This is a genomic window from Vibrio lamellibrachiae (assembly GCF_050337265.1).
Lineage (GTDB): Bacteria > Pseudomonadota > Gammaproteobacteria > Enterobacterales > Vibrionaceae > Vibrio > Vibrio kyushuensis.
Genome location: NZ_JAKJSU010000005.1, coordinates 557,146 through 582,263, shown reverse-complemented (window position 1 = coordinate 582,263; position 25,118 = coordinate 557,146). Strand labels below are relative to the sequence as shown.

The window sequence follows — 25,118 nt, the reverse complement described above, 5'->3', positions numbered from 1 at the left end:
GTGTTGTCCGTGAAGTGAGGGCTACCCATTTCACCAGTTAAAATGAGAGTTAATAAGTTGGGTAGTTGAAACGAATACTGACCATGCGGATCGCTTGTTCAAAAATGGCGAGCGCTTCGATTAATTGCTCACGCTCTATGATCAAAGGCGGACTAAGCTGAATGACATTACCTTGCGAGACTTTGAAGCTTAAACCGTCGTTAAGGCATTGATACAAAACTGCTTCTGCTTCATCGAAAGCGCGTGTTTTTGCGACTGGATCTGTGACCAATTCAACGCCCCAAAGCAAACCAATACCTCGAACATCGCCAATGATTGGGTATTGTTCTTTCAGCTCATTCAGTTTGTGTTGCATGAATTCGCTATCAAGCTTTGTTTTTTCGAGTAAGCCTTCATTCTCAATGGCTTCCATCGTCGCGAGCGCTGCTGCGCAACCAATAGGGCTCTTTTCATGGGTATAATGGCCCATGGAAATTTGTTCGGCCGTGTTGTACTTCTCTTTAGTGACCATGGCGGCAATGGGGACTAAACCTCCGCCGAAGCCTTTACCAATACACAGCATGTCGGGTTCGATATCGTAGGCTTGATAAGTGAACCACTCGCCGCTGCGACCCATGCCATTCGGAATATCATCGATGATCAGCATGACATTGTGTTTGTCACAAATCTCTCGGACACGTTTCCAATAAGCCTTGCTAGGCACTTGAACATCGGTATTGCGCACCGCTTCTGCTATGAATGCGCCTATGCCACCCTCTTTTTCAATCACGTATTCAAGATAATCGGCGTAATGCACATCACTGCCGTCAGCTGAAGGGAGCGCACCTCGATAAGAAACAGCCGGTGGAATACGCTCAACCCCCGCCATTAAAGGCCCCATTCCTTGACGAAAACACGCTTCACCACCGACAGAGATGGCATCCAAGGATGCACCATGGAAGGAGTCCCACAATGACACGACTTTAAAGTTACCCGTGACATGGCGCGCAAGCTTAAGCGCCATTCCAACCGCAGACGTTCCGCCTGGAGCGAACAACACGCGATTTAGATCGCCGCCACAGATTTGAGTTAGCTTTTCTGCGCATTCCACTGCAATTTCGTTAGTAAAGCGACGAGGTGAAAACGGTAGTTTCGCCATTTGGTCACTCACTCGCTTTATCACATGTGGATGACCGTAACCAAGTTGGTGGACATTGTTACCATGAAAGTCCATGTACTTTTTACCCGTGTGATCTTGAATATAGATCCCTTTAGCATGATCTAAGGTATCTAAACAGGGAGAGGACATAGCTTGATGCAAAAACACCTCTGAATCGCGTTTCAACAGAGATTGAGTTTTTTCATCATCAATGGACTGATTCCACTTAATACGGGCCTCTGTGGTATTCACATCGCCTTCACTGCGTAAGTGGTTTGCGTTATTTGGCGCATCATTTTGACCAATAGCTAGGCTCATATTGCTGCTTCCTGCATTTGCGGTTTCCAATACATCGCTTTTTCAATCGCTACAATCAAACGCTCGATATCTTGCGGATAAACCTCACCAATATTACCGATACGGAAACAGTCAGCGTCAGACACCTTACCCGGATAGATAACGAAGCCCTGCTCCTTTAATTCTTGATAGAAGCGGTGGAAATTGTATTTTTCGTGAGTTGGAGAGTAGAACGCAGTAATGATTGGCGAATGCAGCGCTTTATCTAATAACGGTTTAAAACCTAGTGACGCCATACCTTCAACGAGTGTTGTTTGGTTGGTTTGATAACGCTTATGACGAGCAGATATACCGCCCTCAAGTTCGAGTTCATTAAGCGCTTGGTAAAAAGCTCGCACAGTATGGGTTGGTGACGTAAAGCGCCATTTACCGTGATTATTTTCCATACATTGCCATTGATCATATAAGTCGAGACTTAATGAACGTGCGTTCCCTTTACACTGCTCTAGCAATGATTGTTTTGCGATTACAAAACCGAAGCCTGGTACACCTTGTATGCACTTATTCGCTGAACTGATCATAAAGTCGATGCCAATTTCATGGATATCCAGAGGAATCCCACCAAAACTCGACATTGCGTCTAATATGATGACTTTGTTATATTTTTTACCAAGGTTGGCTACTTGTTCAATCGGGTTAAGCATACCCGTTGTGGTTTCACAATGAACAATTGCGATATGAGTAATCGTGTCATCGTCGATAAGGCACTGCTCAACCGAATCCAAGTTTGGTTGATTCACTTCACCTGGGCTAATGACACGACAATCGATGTTGAGGTAGTCAGCAATTTGAGCAATTCTCGCTCCATACGCACCGTTATCAACAACTAATAACTTGTCTTTGTCACCCATGACACTGCCAATGGTCGCTTCTACTGAGGCTGTGCCACTTCCTTGCATCAATACGCTGGTATAGCCTGAATGCTTTGTTGCCAAATTGACGAGCTTGTGACGAATGACTTCTACAATTTCTTTGTTGTAATCGTCATCCCAAGTACACCAGTCTTTAAGCATCGCTTCTCTAACGGTTTTAGATGTTGATAAAGGACCGGGTGTTAACAGTAGGTATTCGTTATTCATTTTATTTCTCTTTGGACTACTCCAGAATTTAAATTCACTCTAGCAGGCAATAAAAAGAGAGGTAAATAGCGAGAAGGCTAAATTCATCAAATCTTCATATAACGACCTTTGCCTGACTATCGACATCACACTCTGATTTATGTCGTTAAATTGCCATTTTTTGTTCACAGTTTCGTCATGTAGATCGACTAGGGTAGATTTCATCAACTGGTCAATACCAAATAATTATATATTGGAGAAAATGATGAAAAACCGTTTTATTAAAGGATCGCTAACAGCGGTACTGTCTGTTCTAGCAACAAACGCGTTAGCTGCTGAAGAAGTAACGGTATACACCGCGTTCGAAACTGATTTATTAGCGAAATACAAGACGGCTTTTGAGAGTGAAAATCCAGATATTAAGATCAAATGGATTCGTGACTCGACAGGCATCATGACGGCGAAGTTGCTCGCAGAGAAAAACAACCCACGTGCTGAAGTGGTGTGGGGGCTTGCAGGCTCTTCTATGGCACTACTAAAAGAAGAAGGTGTTCTACAGCCGTATCAACCAAAGGGTCTTGAAGACTTGCGTCCAAACTTGAACGATCCACAAGACAATCAAGCTTGGTTTGGGAATGACGCGTTCTTTAATGCCGTTTGCTTTAACGAGATTGTTGCGAAACAGCTAGATTTGCCAACGCCAACATCTTGGGAAGACTTAGCTGACCCTGTATACAAAGGCCATATAGCTATGCCGAACCCTGCATCATCAGGCACAGGCTACATGCAGGTATCTGCTTGGTTAAACAACATGGGTGAAGACGAAGCTTGGAATTACATGAAAAAGCTTGATAACAACATCGCTCATTACACTCACTCTGGTTCTAAGCCTTGTGTTCAAGCGGGTATGGGTGAAGTCGCTATCGGTATTTCTATGGCCGTTCGTGGTGCTAAATTAAAAGAGCAGGGCGCGCCTCTCGCGGTAATTACACCAAATGGAATTGGCTGGGAATCTGAAGCTGTTGGTCTTGTCGCCGATAATGATGCAGCGAAGCGCGTTGTTGACTGGTCTGTATCAAAGTCAGCTAATGAACTTTATGTCGAGTCTTACCCAGTTGTCGCGCATAAAGACGTTGAAGCTGTTGTATCACATTACCCTAATGTTCAAGAAGTGATGGCGGATATGGACTTTGCCAAAATGGGTAGCGACCGCGCAAAAATCCTAGCGAAATGGTCTGAAAAGTTCGACGCAAAATCAGAGCCTAAATCTTAATTAAAAGAAGACGCTAATCAGTCCACCTCGGTCAGAGGTGGATTTTTTGTCTGTGACTCAATGATCCGTAATAACGCTATTTCATCGAGTAATAGCCAAAAACTAATACCTAGAAACCAATATCTGAAATCAATAGCCAATTAAGAAAAACACATGTCTGAACAAGTCGAAAATAATGAAGAAATTAGCCGTGAACAAGGTGATGTGAACTTATCTCAGCAGCGTCTTGATTATCAAGAAGAACATCTGGATGAAACATCACGTGAATTAATCACACAAGATCAACAATTGTTTTTGCACCAAAGTTTGAGTACGCCTGTTTTGCATGCACTATCGCATTCGGAAGGTGCTTATATTTATGACTTTTCAGGGAAGCAATATTTGGACTGCCACGGCAATGGCGTCCACGCCGCAGGTTTTAACAATGACCATGTTATCGAAAGCATGATCAAGGCACTTAAAGAGAAAAATACGTTTACGTCTCGCCGTTATACCAACACGAATATCGTTGCTCTAGCGAAAAAATTGGTTGATATCACGCCTGACGGTTTAGATCGTGTTTCGTTTTGCCCCGGTGGTTCTGAAGCCATTGAGCTTGCTGTTTCAATTGCGAAATCATACACCAACAAATGGAAGACGATTTCCTTTTGGGATTCCTACCATGGTAACGGTTTCCAGTCTGCGAGCTTAGGTGGTGAGCGTCTATTTAAAAAACGTCTTGGTCCAATGGTTCCAGGTGCCTTGCATGTGGATTTCCCAAATTATCAAAACAATCCATGGGGCTTTAATTGTCAGCAAAAAGTGGATGATGAAATATTACGTCAGATGCGAACCCTGTTTGAAAAAGAAGGAGATATAGCCTGTGTTGTTGGTGAGCCAATTAGTGCAACTCCAGTAATGCCAAGCCAAGATTTCTGGCAGCGCGTGAAATTGCTCTGTGAGGAGTTTGGGGCACTGCTTATCTTTGATGAAATCATAGAAGGATTTGGTCGAACAGGAAAAATGTTCGCCTGTGAGCATTATGTCACACCAGACATTCTTGTATTGGGTAAGTCACTTGGCGGAGGTTTAGTGCCTTTTGCTGGTGTGGTGGTTGCTGAAAAATACAATGTGTTGGAAACACAGTCTGTTGGGCACTATACCCATGAGAAAAATGGCCTGTGTGGCGCGGCGGGTGTCGCAATGATTGAACAAATACAAGATCGAAATTTAGTCGAAAATTCAATGTGTTTGGGTGATTACCTTAAAAACCGATTCATCGAGATGCAACAAAAATACGCCATTGTTGGTGCCGTTGACGGTATTGGTTTACATCTTGGAATTGAGATTCTAGATAGCCTTGATAGTGGCGAACGTGGGTTGCATGAAGCCGAGACCATTATGTATCAGTGTTTCGAGAATGGATTAGCGTTTAAGCTTATTGAAAGCAGCATCATTACGCTTCGCCCTTCTTTAGTCATCACCCAAAAAGATGCCCAATTCATCGCCGATACAATTGAACAAGCAATTATAACGGTAACTAACTCTCGTTAATTTGACTTTGCCGTCTTCAGTCATACCAAAGATCTGTTCGTTCTTTGCAGCAGGGCGGCTAAGTAGAAGTGTAATAAAGGAAGTCTCTATGTCATCTCATCAATCTTACTGGTTAAAGCAAGCACTCGAGCGTGAGCCGTCAGATCCGATTCAAACTCTTGAACAAACAATTGCCACTGATGTTGCTATTGTTGGTGGCGGTTATACTGGCTTGTGGACTGCGATTATGCTGAAAGAACAGCAGCCTGAACTTGATATTGTTATTCTTGAAAAAGATCTGTGTGGAAGTGGTGCATCTGGTGCGAATGGCGGGTGTATGCTGACATGGGCAACCAAGTATCCAACCATGAAACGACTGTTTGGCGAAGAGCAAGCTCAATGGCTTGTGAAAGAATCTGAGAATGTGATTTATGAGATAGAAGATTTTTGTCAGAAAAATAAGATTGATGCGGAGTTGTATCGACATGGCACTTATTACACCGCGACAAACACAGCACAAAAAGGTGGCATAGCGCCAGTTGTTAATGAGCTTGAAAAAGAAGGCATTAATAGTTGGTCTAAATGTGATGATAGTAATATTGCGGAATTAGCCGGTTCACACCGCCATATTGAAGGGTATTACTCACCAGCCGCTGCGAGTGTACAACCCGCATTATTGGTTAGAGGTTTACGTAAAAAAGCGCTCGATATGGGGGTGAAAATCTACGAAAACTCTGCGATGAATAAGCTTGATTATGGTGATATTCCGGTTGTTCATACATCGAAAGGGAAAGTAAAAGCAGGCAAGGTCGTACTGGCTTTAAATGCTTGGATGGTCGCGCATTTTCAGCAGTTCAAAAATAGCATCGTTGTTGTTTCATCCGATATGGTGATTACAGAGCCTCTGGGGAACAAACTTGCGAAATACGGCCCAGAGAAAGGAGCGACGGTTGTCGATTCACGTATTTTTGTACATTACTACCGAGACACAAAAGACGGCCGGCTAATGCTAGGTAAAGGGGGAAATCAATTCTCGTTTGGTAACCATGTAGACTCCATGTTCAATAAGCCAAGTCGATATGTTGACCTGTTAAATCGCTCATTCTCGCGACTGTTTCCAAATCTTGAACAACCAAAAATTGCCGATAATTGGACAGGAGGGTCTGATCGTTCAGTTACCGGACTGCCATTTTTTGACTATTTGGCTGACCAAAGCAATATTGTCTATGGTTTTGGCTATTCAGGTAATGGCGTTGCACAAACTCGAATTGGCGGAAAGATTCTGTCTTCCATGGTATTGGAGCAAGATAATGAATGGACCAACAGCGGGCTAACTCGTGGGCCATTAGGTTACTTCCCACCTGAGCCGATTCGTTGGATTGGCGCAATGATGGTCCGTGATGCTGTAAGGCGCAAAGAAGAAGCTGAAGACAATGAACAAACCCCGATGGTGTGGGACAAATGGTTAGCTAAATTAGCTGGCCCAGCAGGGAAAACAGATAAGGTTTAAACGCGATAGAAATCGTAAGTAGCGTATCCATTTCGTGCTCTAAATTGTTAATAAAAACCGCTGATCATGGTTTAGATGATTAGCGGTTTTTTAGTTTTTCCACGTCAGTTATATATATCTTAAATGAATGTATCTCATTGATAATTATTGGGAATGCGTTAATTGATATATCTATCTGAATGAAATGTTAATTTGGTGGCCTATCTCGTACTTTCAACAATGTTTATATTCTTAATATTGAACTGGTATCTCAAATATCAATAATAACCCTCAATTGTTTCAGTCCTTTATTGGAACAAGGACGCAAAAATTATAACTAGGGATAAACATGCAATTCAGAAAAACAGCAATATCAATGTCTATTATCGCCTCATTAGCACTTGTTGGTTGTGGTGGAAGCAGCTCGGATAACCCTCCGAAAGTAGAGACCAAAAAAATCACCGTTATTGATGGATATTTGGGTAACGTCGAAGTATGCATCGATAGAGATGAAAATAAATCGTGCGACGCAGGTGAATCTATAGGTTTTACTAATAGTGACGGCACTATAGAGATCGCCAAAGCTGATGAGAAATACTCGATTATTACTAAGGTAAACGCTGGAACTTCTGCGGATAGCGATCGTATTGGCTATGTTCGTAGTAGTTATGAAATGATTGCGACGGCAGATTCAAACGTTGTGACACCTTTTACAACACTGGCTGAGGCTAGAGGCATTACGATTGCCGAACTAGCAGCAGATTTGAATATCTCTGCTGATGTTGTTTCTGGTGACTATGTTTTAGCAAAAGGTACATCAAGTAGTGCACGCGATGCAAAAGTCGCCCACGCGCTAGCTCGCAGCCTAGTTAACGAACTTCCAACGAGTGTAATAGACCTTGATGGAGAGTCTCTGGGGGCGTCGAGTGCTTTAATTAAAACTGCTATTGAGGACCATGAAAACAGTTATGGCACAGACATCTTGAATGATGTTGACTTTATCTTAAATGGTGATGAGGTTATCAATGAGGCAGTGATCAGCGACCTTAAATCCTACCTAGTTGGTGATGAACCAACAAGATGGTACTTCGTTAGTATGAATACGTCTTATGCAACCGATGAAGGTGTATTTATGATCGAGTTTGGAGAAGATACTTATGATGTCGCTCAAGGTGGCGAGTGGGAATATGATAACCCATATAGCATAGATGGGAATAACTTGTTTGTTGGTGGTGATGAGCAGGATGAATTTATCTACACCTCAACGGAAATTGCACTCGCTATTCCAATGGGTGATGATGACCTCAATATTTGGTCAACAAACGATCTTGAGGCTACTGGTGCCGATTTTACTAGCGAACAATTCGATGGTAAGACTTGGTATTTCATCATTGATGATTCACAGACTCAAACACCAGATCCTATGCTGCTAGAGATTACATTTAATGTTAATGGCAGTACGTCTATTACCCAAGGTGGTTCTGAAGAAACGGGGACTTGGAGTTTATCACAAGGAAACCTAGTGATTGATGATGGTGCTGGTGACCTCGCAGAGTTCTCTTCTATTTTGAATAGCAGCCATTTAATGGTGATGATTGAACTAGATCGAGATTTTAATGGTTCGGTAGATGCATACTCTCTTGCAACACAAGATAAAAACTTAGCACAGAGCATCGTGGATAAGTGGGCAAAATAGTAAATACACTGAAAGTGAACTTCTTTAGGTTGATTTAGCTAAAAAAGCCGTTGACCATATTTAAACGTTCGACGGCTTTGTTGTTTCTTGCACTTGAATGATTAAGCGAACTCTTGTTCTAGGTAGTTCACGATATCAGAGGATTCGTACATCCAAGTTGTTTCGCCATCTTTTTCGATACGTAAACAAGGGACTTTAATCGCGCCGCCATTTGTGAGCAGATCTTCTCTGTGTTTTGGGTCATTCTTAGCGTCGAGCAGGTCAAACTTAACCGATTGACGTTTCATTGAGCGACGAACCTTTACACAGAATGGGCATGCTTCAAACTGGTATAAAGCTAGTGAACTGGCTTTTTTATCCACTTCTTGTTGCAGTGCTGTATCACGTTTAACGCCTTTAGGGGTAAAAACGAAATTCAATGTCAAAATGACTTTCCCTAAAAACCAACGAATAAACTTCATAATTTCTCTTCTTGATAGGGTTAAAATTTACAATAGTGTAACAGTGTTATCGATCTGGAAGTAGAGTGGTAATCAAACTACTCGTTAATCCAAGCTGCATCGGGCGTCCAGTGCGTTAACCAGTATTTGATCTGTTCTGCAGGCATAGGCGGTGAGATGCCATGGCCTTGGGCTAAAACACAACCCATAGATAGTAACTGGGTACCATGTTCAATCGTCTCTACACCTTCCGCTGTTACTTGGCGGTTAAACGCTGTAGCAAGGCTAATCACCCCCATCACAATCGCCCTGTCGTCAGCATCGTCTAGCATGTCTCTTACAAAGCTTTGGTCTATTTTTAATACCTCAGCAGGCAGTCGTTTCAGATAGGTTAATGATGAAAATCCAGTTCCGAAGTCATCCAGTGCAAAGCTAATTCCAATATCCATGCATGATTTCATGATTGAGAGTACTTCTGTAATATCGCTTAACGCACTGGTCTCCAGAATCTCTAACTGCAGAGAGCTTGGGCTGACGTTAGGGTGTTTCTGAAGGGATAGGGTTAGTTTCTCGACAAAGTCAGGTTGTTGTAATTGGAAAGCATCAATGTTGATACTAACAGGAAGGTTAATATCAGATATCAACCACTGCTCCATCTGAGTGAGTGCCATGTCGATGACTAAATCGGCCATTTTGAGACTGACTGGGTGGCTGTCTATGATTGGCAGGAAGCTATCAGGGAATAGCAAGCCATCTTCCGGGTGTTGCCATCGAATTAACGCTTCTGCACCGATTACCGCGCCAGTTTCCATGTTTACTTTGGGTTGATAATGCAAAATGAACTCACTCTGTTTAAGGGCGAGTGAAATACGTTCAATAGTTTGGTGTTGGGTTTTAATTGAATCACTTTCATGGACATCAAATAAATGATAACGATTTTTCCCCGATTGCTTAGCGATGTACATTGCTTGATCAGCGTGACGCATTAATTGATCTGCATTGGATTGATCTTGGGGGTAAAACGTAACGCCAATACTGGCAGAGACTTGCATGGTTTGTTTTCCGATAGCGATTGGGCTTTTTGCTGCATCAAGCATACGGTGGACGATCAACTTAAACTCATCAATATCGTCTATACCGACTAACACAACAACAAACTCATCACCGCCAATACGGGCAAGTGTATCTCCGCTACGAAGCGTTTCATTCATGCGCTTGGAGACGATAACCAGTAATTCGTCACCAACATCATGTCCGTAGTTATCATTGATGGCTTTGAAGCCATCAAGGTCAAGGTAGGCAACGGCAAGTGAAGTTTCATCTACTTCGGCACGATGCATCGCTTTTTTTAGCCGTTCAGCAAGTAACATACGATTGGGTAAATGAGTCAATACATCGTAGTGAGCGATGTGCTCGAGTTGCTGTTGCTGCTGCTTAATCGCGGTAATATCAGAGAACAGTGCGACGTAACTTTGAATGGTCTCATTGTCATCCCTCACAGCGCTAATGGTCATTAGCTCCGGAAAATGCTCTCCGTTCTTGCGTCTATTCCAAATCTCTCCCGACCAATGCTGATGTTTAGTTAGTGAAGTCCACATCGCTTGATAAAAGCTTTCATCGTGACGATCTGATTTTAATATACGTGGGTTTTGTCCAAGAACGTCTGAACGGCTGTAGCCAGTGATGTCGGTAAAGGTGTCGTTCACGTTGATGATGGAGCCGGAAGAATCTGTGATCATGATACCTTCCCTAGCGTGGGTAAATACGCTAGCGGCTTGTTTGAGCTGATCCTCTGTTTTCTTACGTTCTGTAATGTCGATAAGCTCGACGACTCTTGCGTCCACACCTCGATATGTGATCTCTTTTCCCGTGATTGATATTGGGTATTTAGAGCCATCTTTTCGTATTCCGATTACCTCGTAAGTTTCGCTATAATTCGATTCTACGTTGGCCATAACTTTGTCTAAGTATTCGGGCGAGATGAGATCAAACCCATTCATTCCAACAAGTTCAGAGTAGCTAAAACCTGTGATGTCAGAAAGGCCGTTGTTGCACTCTAAAATACGCCCTTTGTGATGAATGATGATACCCCCATAAGTGGCTGCACAGAGGGCTTTGAAGCGTTCTTCACTATGAATTAATGTATCTTTGGTTTCAGCTAAACGAATATTAAAACGGTGTAAATAAAATATGATGCTACTAGTCACAATCACCAATAGGAACGCGGCGGACAGAACCAGAAATAGCCATTTAGGAATATGGTAGGGCTCTGGGTCATAAATAAAACCGTCGAAGTGTTTGTCATTTTCGATGAGGCCCGATTTAATAAATGTGTTGACCATATGTTGCCAGCGGTCGGGGTTCATATTACCCATTTGAATGAGGTCAGGAATGATCAACTTTCGCATTGCATTTGCTTCGAAACGTAAGTGCTCTCTAGATTTCTTTACATCATATTTATTAATAAGGAGATCAATGATCTCTTCACTATTATTCATCGCATAACGCCAGCCTTTGAGCGTCGCTCGTAGCATTGCTTCTAGACGTTGAGGGTTTTTATGTAATTCATATTCTGTTGTAAAAAGAATATCGCTGTAAAAATCGACGCGGTAATTGATTGGATCAATGATGTTGTAGGTAATACCTCTTTTATCTAAGAAGTAGGGTTCGTTGGTGGAATAGGCGTTAAAGGCGTCGGCTTTTCCTGAGATAAGGTCTTCGAGTTGATAACTGCTTGGAATGATTTCAACTTGAGAAAGTGAAACATTTTCATTCAGTAACATGGTAAGAAAATCTGCATCTTCGTTTTTATTGGCTAGCATGACTTTCTTACCAATGAGGTCATGTACGGAGCTTATATCTGAGTCGCCTAGGGTGATGAGTATCGACGGAGAGTGCTGAAATATGGCCGCTAACGCGACGAGAGGCTGCCCTTGTAAACGCTGATACAGAACTTCACTGTTTCCTTCTGCATACTGTGCTCTGCCAGATAGCACTTCAGAAACAGGTTGGTGGTCAGGGTCGCCACTGCGGAGTTGAACATCAAGACCTTCTTCCGCATAAAATCCTTTTTCAACCGCAGCGTAGTAGCCTGCAAATTGGAATTGATGGTGCCACCTCAGCTGGAGGTTTACAGTGTCTAGTTTGGGAGGGTGATCGGCGAAAGCGTTAGCGGTGTATATTAACGAGCAGAAGAACGCGGTAAAAAAAGCGGTTCGAGTGAGCAATGAAAGTTTGCTGGCAAGTGAAAAACTGACCAATAAGATGGATGAATAAACTGTTTTTAGTAAAGGAATACAATAGTTTATTGATCTTTCCCTAGAGTACGACTGATTATCCAATGTATCAACATCCTAACATTGAAGGTTGACTCTACTAAGGCTCAAATAATGAGGGATTAGCAGAACAGCGTCATCAAAAGTAAAGCAAGTGACGGAGTAACCTTGAAATAAACCACCTGAAAGGTCGAGTTTCATTGAGCGCTATCAGGTCCGATGATCCATATCCAAATTTAATATACTTATAAAACTATCGATAAACAAATCTAATAATTCATTGAAAATCAATGGGCATGGAGAATGACGGGATTTAATTGGGAATGATTCTTATTAGTGAGAACGACTTATAGGGATATCGATTGCCGAGAGTAACAATGTCAATTTAGCTCGATATAGTAAATCTGTCATCTCGTTACTACAAAAGTGTAATGGAAGTGACACACGTTGGATTTAGAGTTGGTATATACCTTTTGTCGTGTGATGACTAACAATGAACCAACCATATCTAAACATCGAAAATGTAGTGAAGAAATTTGGCAATTTCGCAGCACTAAAACAAATCTCGTTAGCTATTGAGCAAGGAGAATTTGTCTGCTTTTTGGGGCCATCAGGCTGCGGAAAAACCACATTGTTACGTGCCATTGCTGGGCTAGACTTGCCGACATCGGGTGGGATCTTTCAAAATGGCGTTGAGACGACTTTTCTACCACCGGAAAAGCGTGATTTCGGTATCGTGTTTCAGTCTTATGCTTTATTCCCCAATTTAACGGTTCAAGAGAACATTGCAATTGGTTTGAAAAACCAAGGTATCTCTAATCCAGAAGCACTAAAGAAAGTTGAATATTGGTTAGATATGATTGGTCTGCCGACTTCCGGAGAGAAGTACCCCAATCAACTTTCTGGCGGACAACAACAGCGTGTTGCACTTGCGAGAGCATTAGCATTATCACCGGGTATGTTGTTACTTGATGAGCCACTATCTGCCTTAGATGCGAAAGTACGTACTCACCTACGTGAAGAGATCTGTAAGCTACAAAGGAAGTTAGGCATTACGACGATTATGGTGACGCACGATCAAGACGAAGCACTGTCAATGGCCGATCGGATAGTGGTCATGAATCATGGTGTTATTGAGCAAGTAGGCACACCAAAAGAAATTTATCAGCAACCAGCCAATCGATTTGTCGCCGAATTTGTTGGAAGCATGAATTTTATTGAAATGTCAGTAGCAACCAATTCTCAGGTTCGTATCTCTGAATCTTTGCTACCGACACCTGCCATTGATAACCGAAATCTAGAGACAGGTGAAAGGCTAGACCTTGCGGTTCGTCCTGAATCGATCCAGTTTATTGATAACCCATTAATTGGTTTGCCAGTAAGAATATTATCTCAGGAATTTCTCGGTGCTTTCAGTCGTGTTGAATGTCATTTATTAGGCGATGTTTCTCAGCGTACCATTATTGTTGATATTTCAGCTGAGCAAGCTCAGACACAAGACTTAACGATTGGTGAAATTCGATATATTCAGCTATCACATCATGGTCTTCGCGCGTATCCAGCACAAAGTGCTAATAATGATGTTGTGATTGCCGCTTAACTGGAGACTGTTCAAATGGAAACAAAAACAATGACGTCACTCTCTTCGACCATGCGTTCGCCTATGCATCTATTAAATCGTATTAGCCGAGATAATGTCGTCCTTTTTACATTGTTGGCTAGCTTGTCGGTATTGATGATTTTATTCATCTTAATGCCGCTTTGGGCAATGTTGGCTAAGAGTGTACAGAATGCGGAAGGGCAGTTTGTTGGCTTGGCCAACTTTTCTACATACTTTGCGTCTCAAGCACTTTGGCAATCGCTAGCCAATACATTCAAAGTTGGCTTAATTGTCACTACCGTTGTTGGTGTACTTTCTTTTGGTTATGCCTACGCGTTAACTCGTTCTTGCATGAGGTTCAAAGGCCTTTTTCAAGTATTAGGTACTGCACCTATTTTGGTTCCGTCGTTACTACCTGCTATTAGCCTTATCTTTCTATTTGGTAATCAGGGCGTGGCAAAAGAGCTCCTAGGTGGTCATTCAGTCTACGGTGTTATTGGCATATCGATTGGTCTGATTTTTTGGACCTTCCCACATGCATTGATGATATTGACGACTTCCCTAAGAACATCCGATGCCAGACTGTACGAGGCTGCACGAGCATTAAAAACCTCACCATTCAAAACGTTTTTTGTTGTGACATTACCGGCGGCAAAATACGGGTTAATTAGTACATTGATCGTCGTGTTTACGCTGGTTGTGTGTGATTTTGGTGTGGCGAAGGTCATTGGTGGTAGCTATAACGTTTTAGCGACGGATATATTCAAGCAGGTGGTAGGGCAACAAAACTTCTCAATGGGCGCTGTGATTAGTATTGTACTGCTGTTACCCGCTCTGCTTGCGTTTACTGTTGACCGTTGGGTACAGAAAAAGCAAAAAAGCTTGTTTGATACCCGCTCTGTTGCCTACCAACCAGAGCCGAATAAAGTACGAGATGGAATCTGTTTTATCTACTGTTTAGCTATTTCTGTGATTGTATTGGCTATTTTGGGCATGGCGGTTTATGGCTCATTGGTAACATTTTGGCCTTGGAATAAAACGTTAACTCTAAGCAACTATAATTTTTCTGAAGTGAGTGCTTATGGTTGGGCACCGTACTTTAACTCATTAACGCTAGCGAGTTGGACGGCTCTGTTCGGGACGGTCATCATTTTCGTCGGCGCATACTGTATTGAAAAAGGACGCTCATTTGCGCCAGTGCGACAATTCATGCAAATGATGTCGGTAGTGCCAATGGCCGTTCCTGGTTTAGTACTCGGTTTGGGATACATATTCTATTTTAATGACGCCAATAACCCACTTGGCTTTCTTTATGGGACCATGGCATTTTTGGTCATTAATACAGTGGTTCACTACTATACCGTTGGCCATATGACGGCAATCACAGCATTAAAGCAGCTCCCGGCAGAACTAGAAGCAACAGCGGCAGCGGTCAAACTGCCTCAATATAAGTTGTTTTTTAAAGTGACGCTCCCGGTTTGCTTACCTGCAGTGTTAGATATAGCCATTTACCTTTTTGTAAATGCGTTAACAACAACATCAGCGGTGGTATTTTTGTACTCAACTGACACAATACCTGCGTCGGTATCAGTTTTAAATATGGATGATGCAGGCCAAACTGGTGCGGCGGCTGCGATGGCTGTTATGATTATGATCTCTGCAGCAACGGCGAAGTTAGTGCATGTTGTGATCAGTAAATTGCTAGAAAACAAAACTCAAGCTTGGCGCAAGCGCTAATGGTAGTTCAAGTTAACGAGACAAGGGCATATAGTGCAGTACGTTAAAATTAAAGACTCAATTGTTGAACAGATTGCATCGGGCATGTTGGCCCCAAGACAAAAGTTACCCGCTGAGCGTAAATTGGCGGAGTCATTTGACACAACACGTGTAACGTTGCGTGAGGCATTATCGCTATTGGAAGCGGAAGGTACTATTTACCGTGAAGATAGACGTGGTTGGTTTATTTCACCAACGCCACTTAGATACGATCCGACTCAAACATTGAACTTTACTAACATGGCTCTGGCGCAAAACCGTGTTCCTAAAACAGAACTACTAGCTGCAAAAGGGATGCTGGCAAACAAACAGGCGTCTAGCTTGCTCGGTCTAGAACCTTTTGCCAATGTATTTCGAGTTGACCGTGTTCGATATTTGGAAGATCGCCCTGTCGTGTATGTGACTAATTATGTTCGCCCAGAGCAGTTTCCTGATTTACTCGATCATGATCTTTCAAAATCTTTGACTGAGATTTACCGTGAACATTACGGCGTTATATATCAAAAGATCCGTTACCGTATTTGCAGTAGTTCGTTAATCGGAGACGTTGCCCAAGCGCTTCGGGCGACTTCAGGAACGCCTGCTATGATCGTCGAACGAATCAATTACAGTTCCAAAGGCGAACTTATTGATTGTGATATTGAATATTGGCGTCATGACGCGATAAACATTGCTTCAGTAGCAGAGCTTATCGAAAGAAGCTAGCGAAAAGAAATACCGTGAAGGCCAATGCGGAAAAACGTTTCAATTGATACGTTCTTCGATTGGCCTTAATTATTTTTGCCGCTTGCATATGCGGTTACTCTCCCTTTAAAGTACCTACCTAATTGAACTCACATTTAAGGCCAAGTATGTATCTCGTGTTGTATTGCCATAACATAGGCATGACGGATTTCTCTTTTTTTGAAACGGAAGATTTCGATAGGGAAGAGGGCTATGTTGTTCGAGGAAAATGGCCGAATGAGAAAGCATTTAGGGAATATTTGAAGGGCGAATTTGGAGATATGGCAGACTTTCAAGTTCTTGACTTCATCGCCGAAGGTCAGAAAGCAGAAGGCTATTCGCAATCGGATTTGGTGCGTTTAGCTCTGCTTTAAGTTTATTAGTATTTGTTTATGGATAGGTAATGAAATGCCCTTGTTACCTGTTTAGTTAAACCTCAAGAGTAAAGGGAGAAACTCTCATGATTACTGCGCTTTACGCGTCTTTATGTACTTGCTTGATGATATGGTTGTCAATTGAAGTAATTAAACAGCGCCGAACCCATAAAGTGGCTTACGATGATGGCGACATTGAATCCTTACAGATAGCACGAAGTGCGCAAAGTAATGCAGTCGAATACATCCCAATCACTCTCATTTTAATGGCGTTTCTTGAATATAATTCAGGTATGTCAATCTGGCTCCATATCATCGGTGTTGTCTTTGTTTGTGGTCGATTGATGCACGCGAGAGCTATTTTAACCAATACGTTCCCTGGCAGAAAATTCGGTATGTTACTGACATTTTCAGTCATGATGGTGTTAATCGTATTAAACTTTGCTTATCTACCATTTGAAAAGCTTTGGTAATGCAATGACTTTACGTTTTCCTGCACCTTGGGTATTGGTACTAATTGGTTTGATTCTTAATGTTATGGCGATTTTGATGTCTAGTGTCGTGCTTGATAGGTTGGGTGCTAGAATTGAAATGTTGTCGCAAGAAGAGACTCAAAATGTGTACTCTATTCAGCTTGCTTGGAAAACGGTGGAGGCGCTCGAACGAAAAAGAGAATCACTGCTTCTACACATCCAACTTTCAGAAAATAGTGAAGCCTCTGACGAGTTACAGTCGGTACTTCGAACTCAACTTAGCTATTGGGTGGCAGATGAAGTTCCATCATTTATTAAAGCGAATCTACCTTCATTAATGACGTTGATAAACCAAGCTCAGCAGAATTCACGCGATCAGATTGATGACCACTACTTACGGAATTTGACGCTGATGGATGAGATGAATAGCCTGAAAGACAAAATAGCTTGGTACAAGAACATAGGGTTATTTTTACAAGTATTCGGCTTAGCGTTGATTTTGGCGCGTGATTTAGCAAAGCGTTAGGGGGCGGTTGAGTTTAACTCGATGTGTTTAAGTTCTGATAGAAAGAAAAGACGCCTTTAGGTTACTGTTAGTAGCATAGGAGCGTCTTTTCTAATTAATAAATACTAACCTTAGGTTAGCTTTTTGAATATCAGTGATGTGTTAATTCCGCCGAATGCGAAGTTATTACTCATAATGTAATCGGTATTCAACTCGCGGCCTTTATCTGTGATGTAATCTAAATCCCCACACTGAGGGTCTAGGTTATCGAGATTCAGGGTAGGGTTAAACCAGCCAGTGTGCATCATTTCAAGGCTCAGCCATGCTTCAATAGCGCCACACGCACCAAGAGTATGACCGAAGTAACTTTTCAAAGAGCTGATTGGAACTTTACCTAGGGCATTAGCTGTTGCGTTACTTTCCGCAATATCGCCACGATCTGTTGCTGTCCCATGTGCTGATACAAAACCAATCTTGTCAGCGGGTAGGTTAGCGTCGCGTAGAGCCATCTCCATACACGCTTGCATCGTTTCCATTTGAGGTTGAGTCACGTGCGCTGCATCGCAGTTACTCGCAAACCCAATGATCTCAGCATAGATAGTTGCCCCGCGAGCTACAGCGTGTTCGTACTCTTCTAAAATAAGCGTTCCCGCACCCTCGCCAATCACAAGACCATCGCGATCACTATCGTATGGACGGGGCGTTGTTTTAGGGGCGTCGTTTCTTAGACTAGTAGCAAAAAGCGTATCAAATACCGCAGATTCCGTCGGGCAAAGCTCTTCACCGCCCCCGGCAACCATCACGGTTTGATAACCATGTTTTATTGCTTCATATGCGTAACCAATCGCTTGGCTACCAGAAGTACAGGCGCTGCTGGTCGGGATAACACGGCCTCTAAGACCGAAAAACAAACCGACATTGACCGCACTAGTGTGTGGCATCATTTGAACGTAAGTGGTTGCGGTGATTGCCTTCGTCGTTTTTTCATTCAACATGACCCCAAAAGCGCCAATAGCGTCGGTGCTGCCTGTTGATGAGCCGTAAGCAACTCCGGTTTGTCCATCAGTCAGCACCGAATGACCAATTAAGCCTGCTTGTTCTAATGCCTGCTCTGTTGCTACTGTCGCAAGCTTAGATACACGCCCCATTCCTCGAACTTGCTTACGCTTGTAATGTTTTGGCAGTTCGAAATCATCAATGGGCGCTGCGAGTTTGGTGTTTAGGCCATCGTATTGCTCATAAGATGGCATGTACTGTGTAGCGTTTTCACAGTCACGTAATTTAGGTTCAATGGTTTGCCAATCATTACCAAAAGCGGTAACTCCAGACATACCAGTGACAACAACCCGATGGCTCATATTAAACCTCCATTTACCGAAATAACTTGGCGTGTAACATAAGCTGCAATGTCAGACATTAGGTAGCTTACGAGACCGGCCACTTCTTCTGGTTCGCCCATACGACGAAGTGGAACTTGCGGTAGAGCATGTTCTTTTACATGTTCATCAATCATGCCTGTATCGATTAACCCCGGAGCGACACAGTTGACGGTGATTTTTCGTTTTGCTAATTCAAGAGCGAGAGATTTTGTCGCACCAATAACACCGGCTTTTGCTGCACTGTAATTAGTTTGGCCTCGGTTTCCCATTAAGCCTGAAACGGAAGCAAGTGTGATAATACGTCCGCCTTTACGTTTTTGAACCATAGGCATTACGCAGGGGTGAAGAACATTGTAAAAACTATCAAGGTTGGTATGGATAACGCCATCCCACTCTTCTTCTGTCATCGCAGGGAATGCGGTATCTCGTGTGATACCTGCGTTATTGACCACACCGTAATATGCGCCGTGCTCAGCAATGTCTGCTTCGAGTTTAACTCGGCACGTTTCTCGGTCACTAATATCGAATTGAATTAAGCGACCCTGTCCACCATTTTCTTCAATAGTAGCAAGGGTGGCATTTGCGCCCTGTTCATCACCCATGTAATGCACGGCAATTGTAAATCCATCTTTAGCCAATTGAATTGCAATGGCCTTGCCGATGCCTTTGCTCGCACCGGTGACTAATACCTGTCGGGTCATGCTTGATTCCTAATTTTCATCTCTTGTAATTTTTGTTCGCTTGGCACGTAAACGTTGAGCTGGCACTTCGCGACTTGTAGACCATTATGTTCAATATAAGCAGAAAAAACGGCCATACCATTATCTTCCATCACTTGTTCAGCGTAAATATCTAACGTCTGTCCTTGTGAAAAGGTGTCACAGTTTGCGACGTAGCGTCTGCTACCTAATAAAAAACCAATAGGCGGCTCTTCGTTTCGCAAAGTCGCATGATATCCAGACCACGCTGCGACAGATTGAGCCATAAACTCAATGCCCAAATAAGCGGGAACAGAATTCGCTTCTTTATTAAAAAAGAGGTTATGCTTGTCAATATCCACTTGGCAATGGATAGACTCAGCTTCAACTGAGAGAGCACGATCAATTAAGATCATTGGCTTCTCATGAGGAAGTAATTGTTCAATAGTGGGGATGTTACTCATCGGCATAACCAAAAATAAGACTAATATTATTGCCACCAAAGGCAAACGAGTTGCTTAAGATGGCTTTTCTGTGAAGTTTCATTGTACCTTCAACCAATTTAATGTCGATATCGTCAGCTTTATTGAGGCAATTTTGCTGAGGAAGTGGTAGATCATGGTTAAGGATATGCCATGCAATCGCGCCTTCTGTAGCGCTCGCTGCACCAAGAGTGTGGCCTGTTAGTGGCTTGGTTGAACTAACGGGTACTTGGTCTTTGAAAAGGTTAAATATCGCCTTGCTCTCCATAGAATCGTTCAATGGTGTTGCCGTTCCATGGGCATTGATATAACCGATGTCATTGGGTTTTAGCTTGGCATCATCTAATGCTTTTTGCATCGCTTCTTGTGCACCTTTGCCTTCAGGATGTGGTGCTGAAATGTGGTGCGCGTCAGAGCTATCCCCAACACCTAAAAGAGCAACTTTGGGTTTAGATGAATTGCAGTCTACAGGCTTATTGCTAAGCAACATAAATGCCGCAGACTCTCCGATGTTGATACCTTTACGTTGAGCGTTAAAGGGTTGGCAAAGCGTATTTGAAAGTGCTTCAAGGCCATTGAATCCATTTAACGTTAGCTGACAAATGGTATCTGCACCGCCAACAATAACAGCATCAACAAGCCCTGCATTGAGCATTCGTTTCGCGCTAATAAATACGCGACCACTAGATGAGCACGCTGTGGATATAGCGTAGCACGGCCCAGTTATGTCTAAGTACTTCGCTATAAACTCACTAGTATTGCCTAGCTCTTGCTTAGAGTAGTTAAAGTCGGCTGGAAAGGCTTCATTTTGAAGCATGCTATCAAATGCCACCTCACCATCAGCGATGCCTGAAGTACTCGTACCGACAATCACGGCTACGCGGTCGCTGCCAAATTGTGAGATTGCCGCTTGTATACTTTCTTCGATTTGCAGGAGCGCGGTAAGTGCGAGTTGGTTATTACGAGACTGGTAAGCTTGCAGCGAACTTGGAATCGACGCAAGGGGTGTGGTTACGCGGCCAATAACGGTGTCTGTGTCGGTGTTTAATATCGATTTTTCAAGCAGCATGTTTGCTTTGCTAGGGTCTGCTAAAGTTTGCTGGATTTGTTCAACGCTACTTCCCATCGCGCTGATGAATCCGCAATCTTGAATATAAATGGGTTTCGAAGCTTGAACATTTGATTTAAGAGTTAACATCTTACGGTCTTTCTTCTAGTCGTTAATTTGGTAAGCCATTAATGTCGGCATTGAGTGTTTGGATAGAAATCGTGTAACCGAGATGTCGGTTTTCAAATTGAATTAACCCAGCCAAAGGATCTGAATTTTCGTAATCGATGACGATGACGGTGCTTCCTGCTGCATCAAAGATAGTTCGCTGATATTCCGTTTCTGATATTTTCCACTCTACCTGATTTAATGGGGCTTCCCAAGCGCTGATCGGCCATAGAGTGATCATGAGATTAAATAGTATTTGCTCTGGAGCGGGAAGCGTGTTCTCTAACCCGTTTAATACGCTAGTTTCGATATTATCTTTTTGATAATCAAGAGATAAAATACGAGTCCCCCAAGAAGAAAAACCAGCTAAAACTATCTGTTGTTTTGTTACTTCTAGGTGAACAGGCAATTGCTGATTTTGAGCTTTCTCAGAACTGCCCTCAACCGGCCACGTGGCTGAAATTAGCTGACTGGCGGTGACGTTGTAACCTAGCTGTTCGGGTGAAGGAAGCGGTACAAAAACAGAGGGGCTGATTTCCACCAGAGTTGATGATGGAGTAGAGACCAATGAACAGCTACTGAGCAGAAATGTGGTTGATATACATGCCAACAAAGGAATCGTTTTTGTTAGGTAGTTTGAGAGTTTACTAATGTTCATACCAGATCCTGTTCGCGCTTCTGCTGATGTAAGTTGTTTGAGGATATTGCCAGTGGTGCAAGCAACCAAGCCACAAAGATTCCACTTAATACCGTAATACCAAAACTGTGAATTGCGTGTGTATCACTAAGAGAGAGTAATCCAAAAGAGAGAAGGGTCGTCATGGCTGATAAAGTAATCGCAAGTAAAGTACTTTGACTGCGAGCTTGTTCTGCAAAAAACAGCGTATAGTCGATACCAATACCTATGATTAATATTAACGCTAGAAGGTTGAAGAGGTTAAGCGTTGAGCCTGTGATCACCGTAACTGCGAGACCTGCGAGACAGGCGATAAGTGACGGAAGTAAGATCTTAAAGCTCTGAGTAGCGCCATATCGAACACTGAGGAGTGAGGCAATGATCAAGACAGCAATGCCCAATAATTCCATTATTTTCACTCGATATTGAGCAAAGAGAGTTGATATCTCTTGAGCCTTGTTTAGGTAGCTCATATTACTTTTACTATTAACAAACTCGGTAATAGGCTGAGCATCGCTAACATCTTTAATTATTACCACAGCTGAGACTTGTTGCTCAAATCTCCCTAGATATAAAAAGCGTGTCGGCTCGGATACCGAGCTTTCTAAGTAGTGAGTTAGCGTTGTTGGTTCGAAGGTCTCTTCAAAGATAGGAACATCAGACAGTTGAAGAGCGTCAGTAAGGCTTTGAGCTTGACCTTGATACAAAGACTGAATAAGAGAGAAGTTATTTCGCTGTTTCTCTTCAGAGCTTGTGTATTGATGAAGGCTTTGGTATCCGGATATCACACCATCACTTTGCCACCGAGACAGCGTAAGGCTCAGGTTTTCAAGTGATTGAAGCAGCTGTTCATCATCATCCGCTGCAACGACTAACATCTGTTGAGATGACTGAATTCCAGTGACCTTAGCGATGAGCTTCTCTTGATTCTTTAACTGTTCAGGCATCGCCTGCAATTGGTGAATGTCATCGTTGTATTGCACTTGGGTCATTGCAAGTAGGCTGATGGAAACAATGCTAATAGGGAGCCCTAATCGAACCGCCGGTTTTTCCCACACACTAAACCACCAAGTCCAAAACTGCTGTCCGGGAAGAACTCTATCTTGGCTTGGTGATCGAGCAAGAATAGGATACCAAGCAACAACTGTCGCATAGGCGGCAGTAAGTCCGATGGCAGAAAACAGAGCAAGTTGTTGTAAGCCAGGAAATGGCGCGACGAGTAGCCCTAAATAGCCGATTAAACTAGTAATGAGCCCTAATGTAATGGCTGCAATAATATGTTTTAGCGCTTTAACACTATGCCAACGCTTTCCGGCTGCGAGCCTATCGGTTAAGTAGTGAAATGCGTAATCAATTGAGACGCCAATGAGACTGGCACCAAATACGAGGCTAAACAGATGCACTTGGCCAAAAATAAGCGTGGTCATAGAAAGTGCAACGAACAAACCTATGGTTATTGACAGTAACGCGAGCAGAAGTGGGGCTGTGCTACGAAATACAACGTAGATAAGAGCAATAACACCAAGTAGCGAAAATAGACCGATAGTGCTAATTTCAGACTTAGCACTACGAGTACCAAAGTCGGCATAAAATAGCACACCAGTGTGATTAATATCGACACTGTACTGCTGTAAGATTTGTTGCTGCCATTGCGCGATTTCAGGCACGCTTTTTTGGGCTTGAGCACTGTAGGGCGAGTCTGAAAGTTCTGCTGTGATCAGTAAGTAATCTATATCGTTATGTTGAGTAACGAGGTAATTATTATCGAGTGAAAAATTTGAAGATGAAGCAGAGATCTCTTGTAGGTAATCTCTAAATAGCAAGAAAGGGTCACTGGCTAGTTCTTGCCCTGTCACTCCTGAGAATGGGTTATATACAGCCTGAATTACGGATTGAACTAGGCTCTCTGGCTCTGCTGAAAGTCTTTTTTGTTGTTCATCGGTAAGCTGATTAAAACGAGAGCCATAATAATAGCTAGCCCACTCTTGTTGCGTAGATGGGTTCACCTGAGCTCGAACCGTTTTAAAGTAGCCACTTTGCTCTAATGTGTTAGAGAAATCATCTGCTGCATTAAATAGGGTGGTTTTCTTGTTACTTTCTTGAGTGTTGGCAGGTTCTTTTTTATTTCCTGAAAGAACGAAGACGACTTGATCACTCATATTGTTGGTGACTTTATCAAATGCTTGGCTAGCCAAAGGATCTTGTTGGCTCACTGGAAGTAGCTTCAATATGTCGGTTTCAATCGGTGATTCTGGATTGAAAGCCCATTGTTTGACTAATAAACCAAGGCATATAAGCACGACAATAGCCCAAGACAATGCGAGTATTTTTTGTGGCTTTGGGATAGGCTCCTGTGTTATCGCATTTTTTTTATCGTCAGTATGATCAGAATTCAAATTGTGCCTTCTCATCATCAGTTAGTGATTCTGGTTGATGATTTTGATTACTGAACAGTATCTCGGTTTTATCTCCTCTAAGCTCAATCAAAGTTAAGGCATCAATATCTTGCGAACCCTTCAGATTAATATGTTCAAACACTGCATTGAGTGGTGCTTGAGTCGGTGTCAGTTTTAGAGTCCATTTGTCCCCTTCAGAAGAAAATCCAAGGTCAAATTGTTCTTTTAACTTGTCAGTGTTGCCGTGAAATACTGAGAGAAATATATGGCTAAAATAAAAGGCCATTGGGTTCTCTTTTGCTGTAATGACTTGTGATGGTTGGTCGGAAAAAGTTTGGCTCAGTTTGTTTTTAGTTAAGATTAAGTTCACCGGAAAGGGGGTATTTTGCTGCCAAAGTAAGCCCTCTTCTTTATCCAGAGTAAATTGACCAGATGACGATAAGGGTTGCTTGAACATTTCGAGGTGGCGTAGTTGAGTGAAATCGCCACGTACAACTTGATATTGCGAAAGCTGATGTTGCAAAGCGTCGAGATCGTTTACTGATGCGATACTCTGTGGCATCACTCCTAATGCGATAACAC

General features: G+C 42.7%; 21 protein-coding genes. 10 read left to right on the top strand and 11 right to left on the bottom strand.

All coding sequences use genetic code 11. From position 1 onward, the window contains the following. Positions 1–49: 49 nt before the first annotated feature. Positions 50–1,456, bottom strand: a complete 1,407-nt coding sequence (locus tag L4C54_RS08185) for an aspartate aminotransferase family protein (protein WP_428807779.1) — start codon at positions 1,454–1,456, stop codon at positions 50–52. Continuing rightward, positions 1,453–2,574, bottom strand: a complete 1,122-nt coding sequence (gene phnW, locus L4C54_RS08180) for a 2-aminoethylphosphonate--pyruvate transaminase (protein WP_428807778.1) — start codon at positions 2,572–2,574, stop codon at positions 1,453–1,455. The genes L4C54_RS08185 and phnW overlap by 4 nt, the downstream gene beginning before the upstream one ends. A 241-nt stretch (positions 2,575–2,815) precedes the next feature. Between phnW and L4C54_RS08175 the strand changes: the two genes are divergently transcribed. The 4 genes from L4C54_RS08175 to L4C54_RS08160 all read left to right on the top strand — a co-directional run bounded on the left by L4C54_RS08175 (position 2,816) and on the right by L4C54_RS08160 (position 8,523). Continuing rightward, on the top strand, positions 2,816–3,826 hold the full coding sequence (locus tag L4C54_RS08175) for a putative 2-aminoethylphosphonate ABC transporter substrate-binding protein (RefSeq protein WP_428807777.1): 1,011 nt from the start codon (positions 2,816–2,818) through the stop codon (positions 3,824–3,826). A gap of 153 nt (positions 3,827–3,979) precedes the next feature. Next, positions 3,980–5,359, top strand: coding sequence for a (R)-1-hydroxy-2-aminoethylphosphonate ammonia-lyase (pbfA, locus tag L4C54_RS08170; protein WP_428807776.1), 1,380 nt, complete (start codon positions 3,980–3,982; stop codon positions 5,357–5,359). 88 nt (positions 5,360–5,447) lie between these two features. Beyond that, positions 5,448–6,848 (top strand): FAD-dependent oxidoreductase, encoded by a 1,401-nt coding sequence (locus L4C54_RS08165; RefSeq protein WP_428807775.1) that lies wholly within the window; start codon positions 5,448–5,450, stop codon positions 6,846–6,848. 328 nt (positions 6,849–7,176) lie between these two features. Beyond that, positions 7,177–8,523 carry a hypothetical protein gene (locus tag L4C54_RS08160; RefSeq protein WP_428807774.1) on the top strand — a complete coding sequence of 449 codons (1,347 nt, stop codon included), beginning with the start codon at positions 7,177–7,179 and terminating at the stop codon, positions 8,521–8,523. A 101-nt stretch (positions 8,524–8,624) separates the two neighbouring features. On the opposite strand, the gene L4C54_RS08155 is transcribed toward L4C54_RS08160, so the two are convergent. Continuing rightward, entirely contained in the window at positions 8,625–8,984 is a 360-nt protein-coding gene (locus L4C54_RS08155; RefSeq protein ID WP_428807773.1) for a glutaredoxin family protein, read from the bottom strand. Between the two features lie 77 nt (positions 8,985–9,061). Next, positions 9,062–12,190, bottom strand: a complete 3,129-nt coding sequence (locus tag L4C54_RS08150; protein ID WP_428807772.1) for an EAL domain-containing protein — start codon at positions 12,188–12,190, stop codon at positions 9,062–9,064. Between the two features lie 541 nt (positions 12,191–12,731). On the opposite strand from L4C54_RS08150, the gene L4C54_RS08145 reads away from it, so the two are divergent. The 6 genes from L4C54_RS08145 to L4C54_RS08120 all read left to right on the top strand — a co-directional run bounded on the left by L4C54_RS08145 (position 12,732) and on the right by L4C54_RS08120 (position 17,710). Next, on the top strand, positions 12,732–13,838 hold the full coding sequence (locus L4C54_RS08145) for a putative 2-aminoethylphosphonate ABC transporter ATP-binding protein (RefSeq protein ID WP_428807771.1): 1,107 nt from the start codon (positions 12,732–12,734) through the stop codon (positions 13,836–13,838). A gap of 15 nt (positions 13,839–13,853) precedes the next feature. After that, positions 13,854–15,575, top strand: a complete 1,722-nt coding sequence (locus tag L4C54_RS08140) for a putative 2-aminoethylphosphonate ABC transporter permease subunit (RefSeq protein WP_428807770.1) — start codon at positions 13,854–13,856, stop codon at positions 15,573–15,575. A 33-nt stretch (positions 15,576–15,608) separates the two neighbouring features. Further along, positions 15,609–16,319, top strand: a complete 711-nt coding sequence (phnR, locus tag L4C54_RS08135) for a phosphonate utilization transcriptional regulator PhnR (protein ID WP_428799707.1) — start codon at positions 15,609–15,611, stop codon at positions 16,317–16,319. A 146-nt stretch (positions 16,320–16,465) separates the two neighbouring features. Beyond that, complete coding sequence (locus L4C54_RS08130; protein WP_428807769.1) at positions 16,466–16,711, top strand: hypothetical protein; 246 nt, start codon at positions 16,466–16,468, stop codon at positions 16,709–16,711. Positions 16,712–16,797: 86 nt separating this feature from the next. Beyond that, positions 16,798–17,184 (top strand): MAPEG family protein, encoded by a 387-nt coding sequence (locus tag L4C54_RS08125; RefSeq protein WP_428807768.1) that lies wholly within the window; start codon positions 16,798–16,800, stop codon positions 17,182–17,184. 4 nt (positions 17,185–17,188) lie between these two features. Further along, positions 17,189–17,710: a DNA mismatch repair protein gene (locus tag L4C54_RS08120; protein WP_428807767.1), complete on the top strand. Its 522-nt coding sequence runs from the start codon at positions 17,189–17,191 to the stop codon at positions 17,708–17,710. A 110-nt stretch (positions 17,711–17,820) separates the two neighbouring features. Here the strand turns inward: L4C54_RS08120 and L4C54_RS08115 are convergent, their stop codons facing one another. From L4C54_RS08115 to L4C54_RS08085, 7 genes are read right to left on the bottom strand one after another with little or no spacing between them, the layout of a single operon-like run. After that, entirely contained in the window at positions 17,821–19,047 is a 1,227-nt protein-coding gene (locus tag L4C54_RS08115; protein ID WP_428799711.1) for a beta-ketoacyl-ACP synthase, read from the bottom strand. Beyond that, positions 19,044–19,769 carry a 3-ketoacyl-ACP reductase FabG2 gene (locus tag L4C54_RS08110; RefSeq protein ID WP_428799712.1) on the bottom strand — a complete coding sequence of 242 codons (726 nt, stop codon included), beginning with the start codon at positions 19,767–19,769 and terminating at the stop codon, positions 19,044–19,046. Before L4C54_RS08110 ends, L4C54_RS08115 begins: the two co-directional genes overlap by 4 nt. After that, positions 19,766–20,230, bottom strand: a complete 465-nt coding sequence (locus L4C54_RS08105; protein ID WP_428807766.1) for a hotdog family protein — start codon at positions 20,228–20,230, stop codon at positions 19,766–19,768. The genes L4C54_RS08110 and L4C54_RS08105 overlap by 4 nt, the downstream gene beginning before the upstream one ends. Then, on the bottom strand, positions 20,223–21,446 hold the full coding sequence (locus L4C54_RS08100; RefSeq protein WP_428807765.1) for a beta-ketoacyl-[acyl-carrier-protein] synthase family protein: 1,224 nt from the start codon (positions 21,444–21,446) through the stop codon (positions 20,223–20,225). Before L4C54_RS08100 ends, L4C54_RS08105 begins: the two co-directional genes overlap by 8 nt. Before the next feature lie 22 nt (positions 21,447–21,468). Continuing rightward, positions 21,469–22,122, bottom strand: coding sequence for a DUF3261 domain-containing protein (locus L4C54_RS08095; protein ID WP_428807764.1), 654 nt, complete (start codon positions 22,120–22,122; stop codon positions 21,469–21,471). Then, a complete protein-coding gene (locus L4C54_RS08090; RefSeq protein WP_428807958.1) occupies positions 22,119–24,500 on the bottom strand; it encodes an MMPL family transporter in 2,382 nt (793 codons plus the stop codon). Before L4C54_RS08090 ends, L4C54_RS08095 begins: the two co-directional genes overlap by 4 nt. A 25-nt stretch (positions 24,501–24,525) precedes the next feature. Then, positions 24,526–25,098 carry an outer membrane lipoprotein carrier protein LolA gene (locus L4C54_RS08085; RefSeq protein WP_428807957.1) on the bottom strand — a complete coding sequence of 191 codons (573 nt, stop codon included), beginning with the start codon at positions 25,096–25,098 and terminating at the stop codon, positions 24,526–24,528. Positions 25,099–25,118 lie beyond the last annotated feature (20 nt).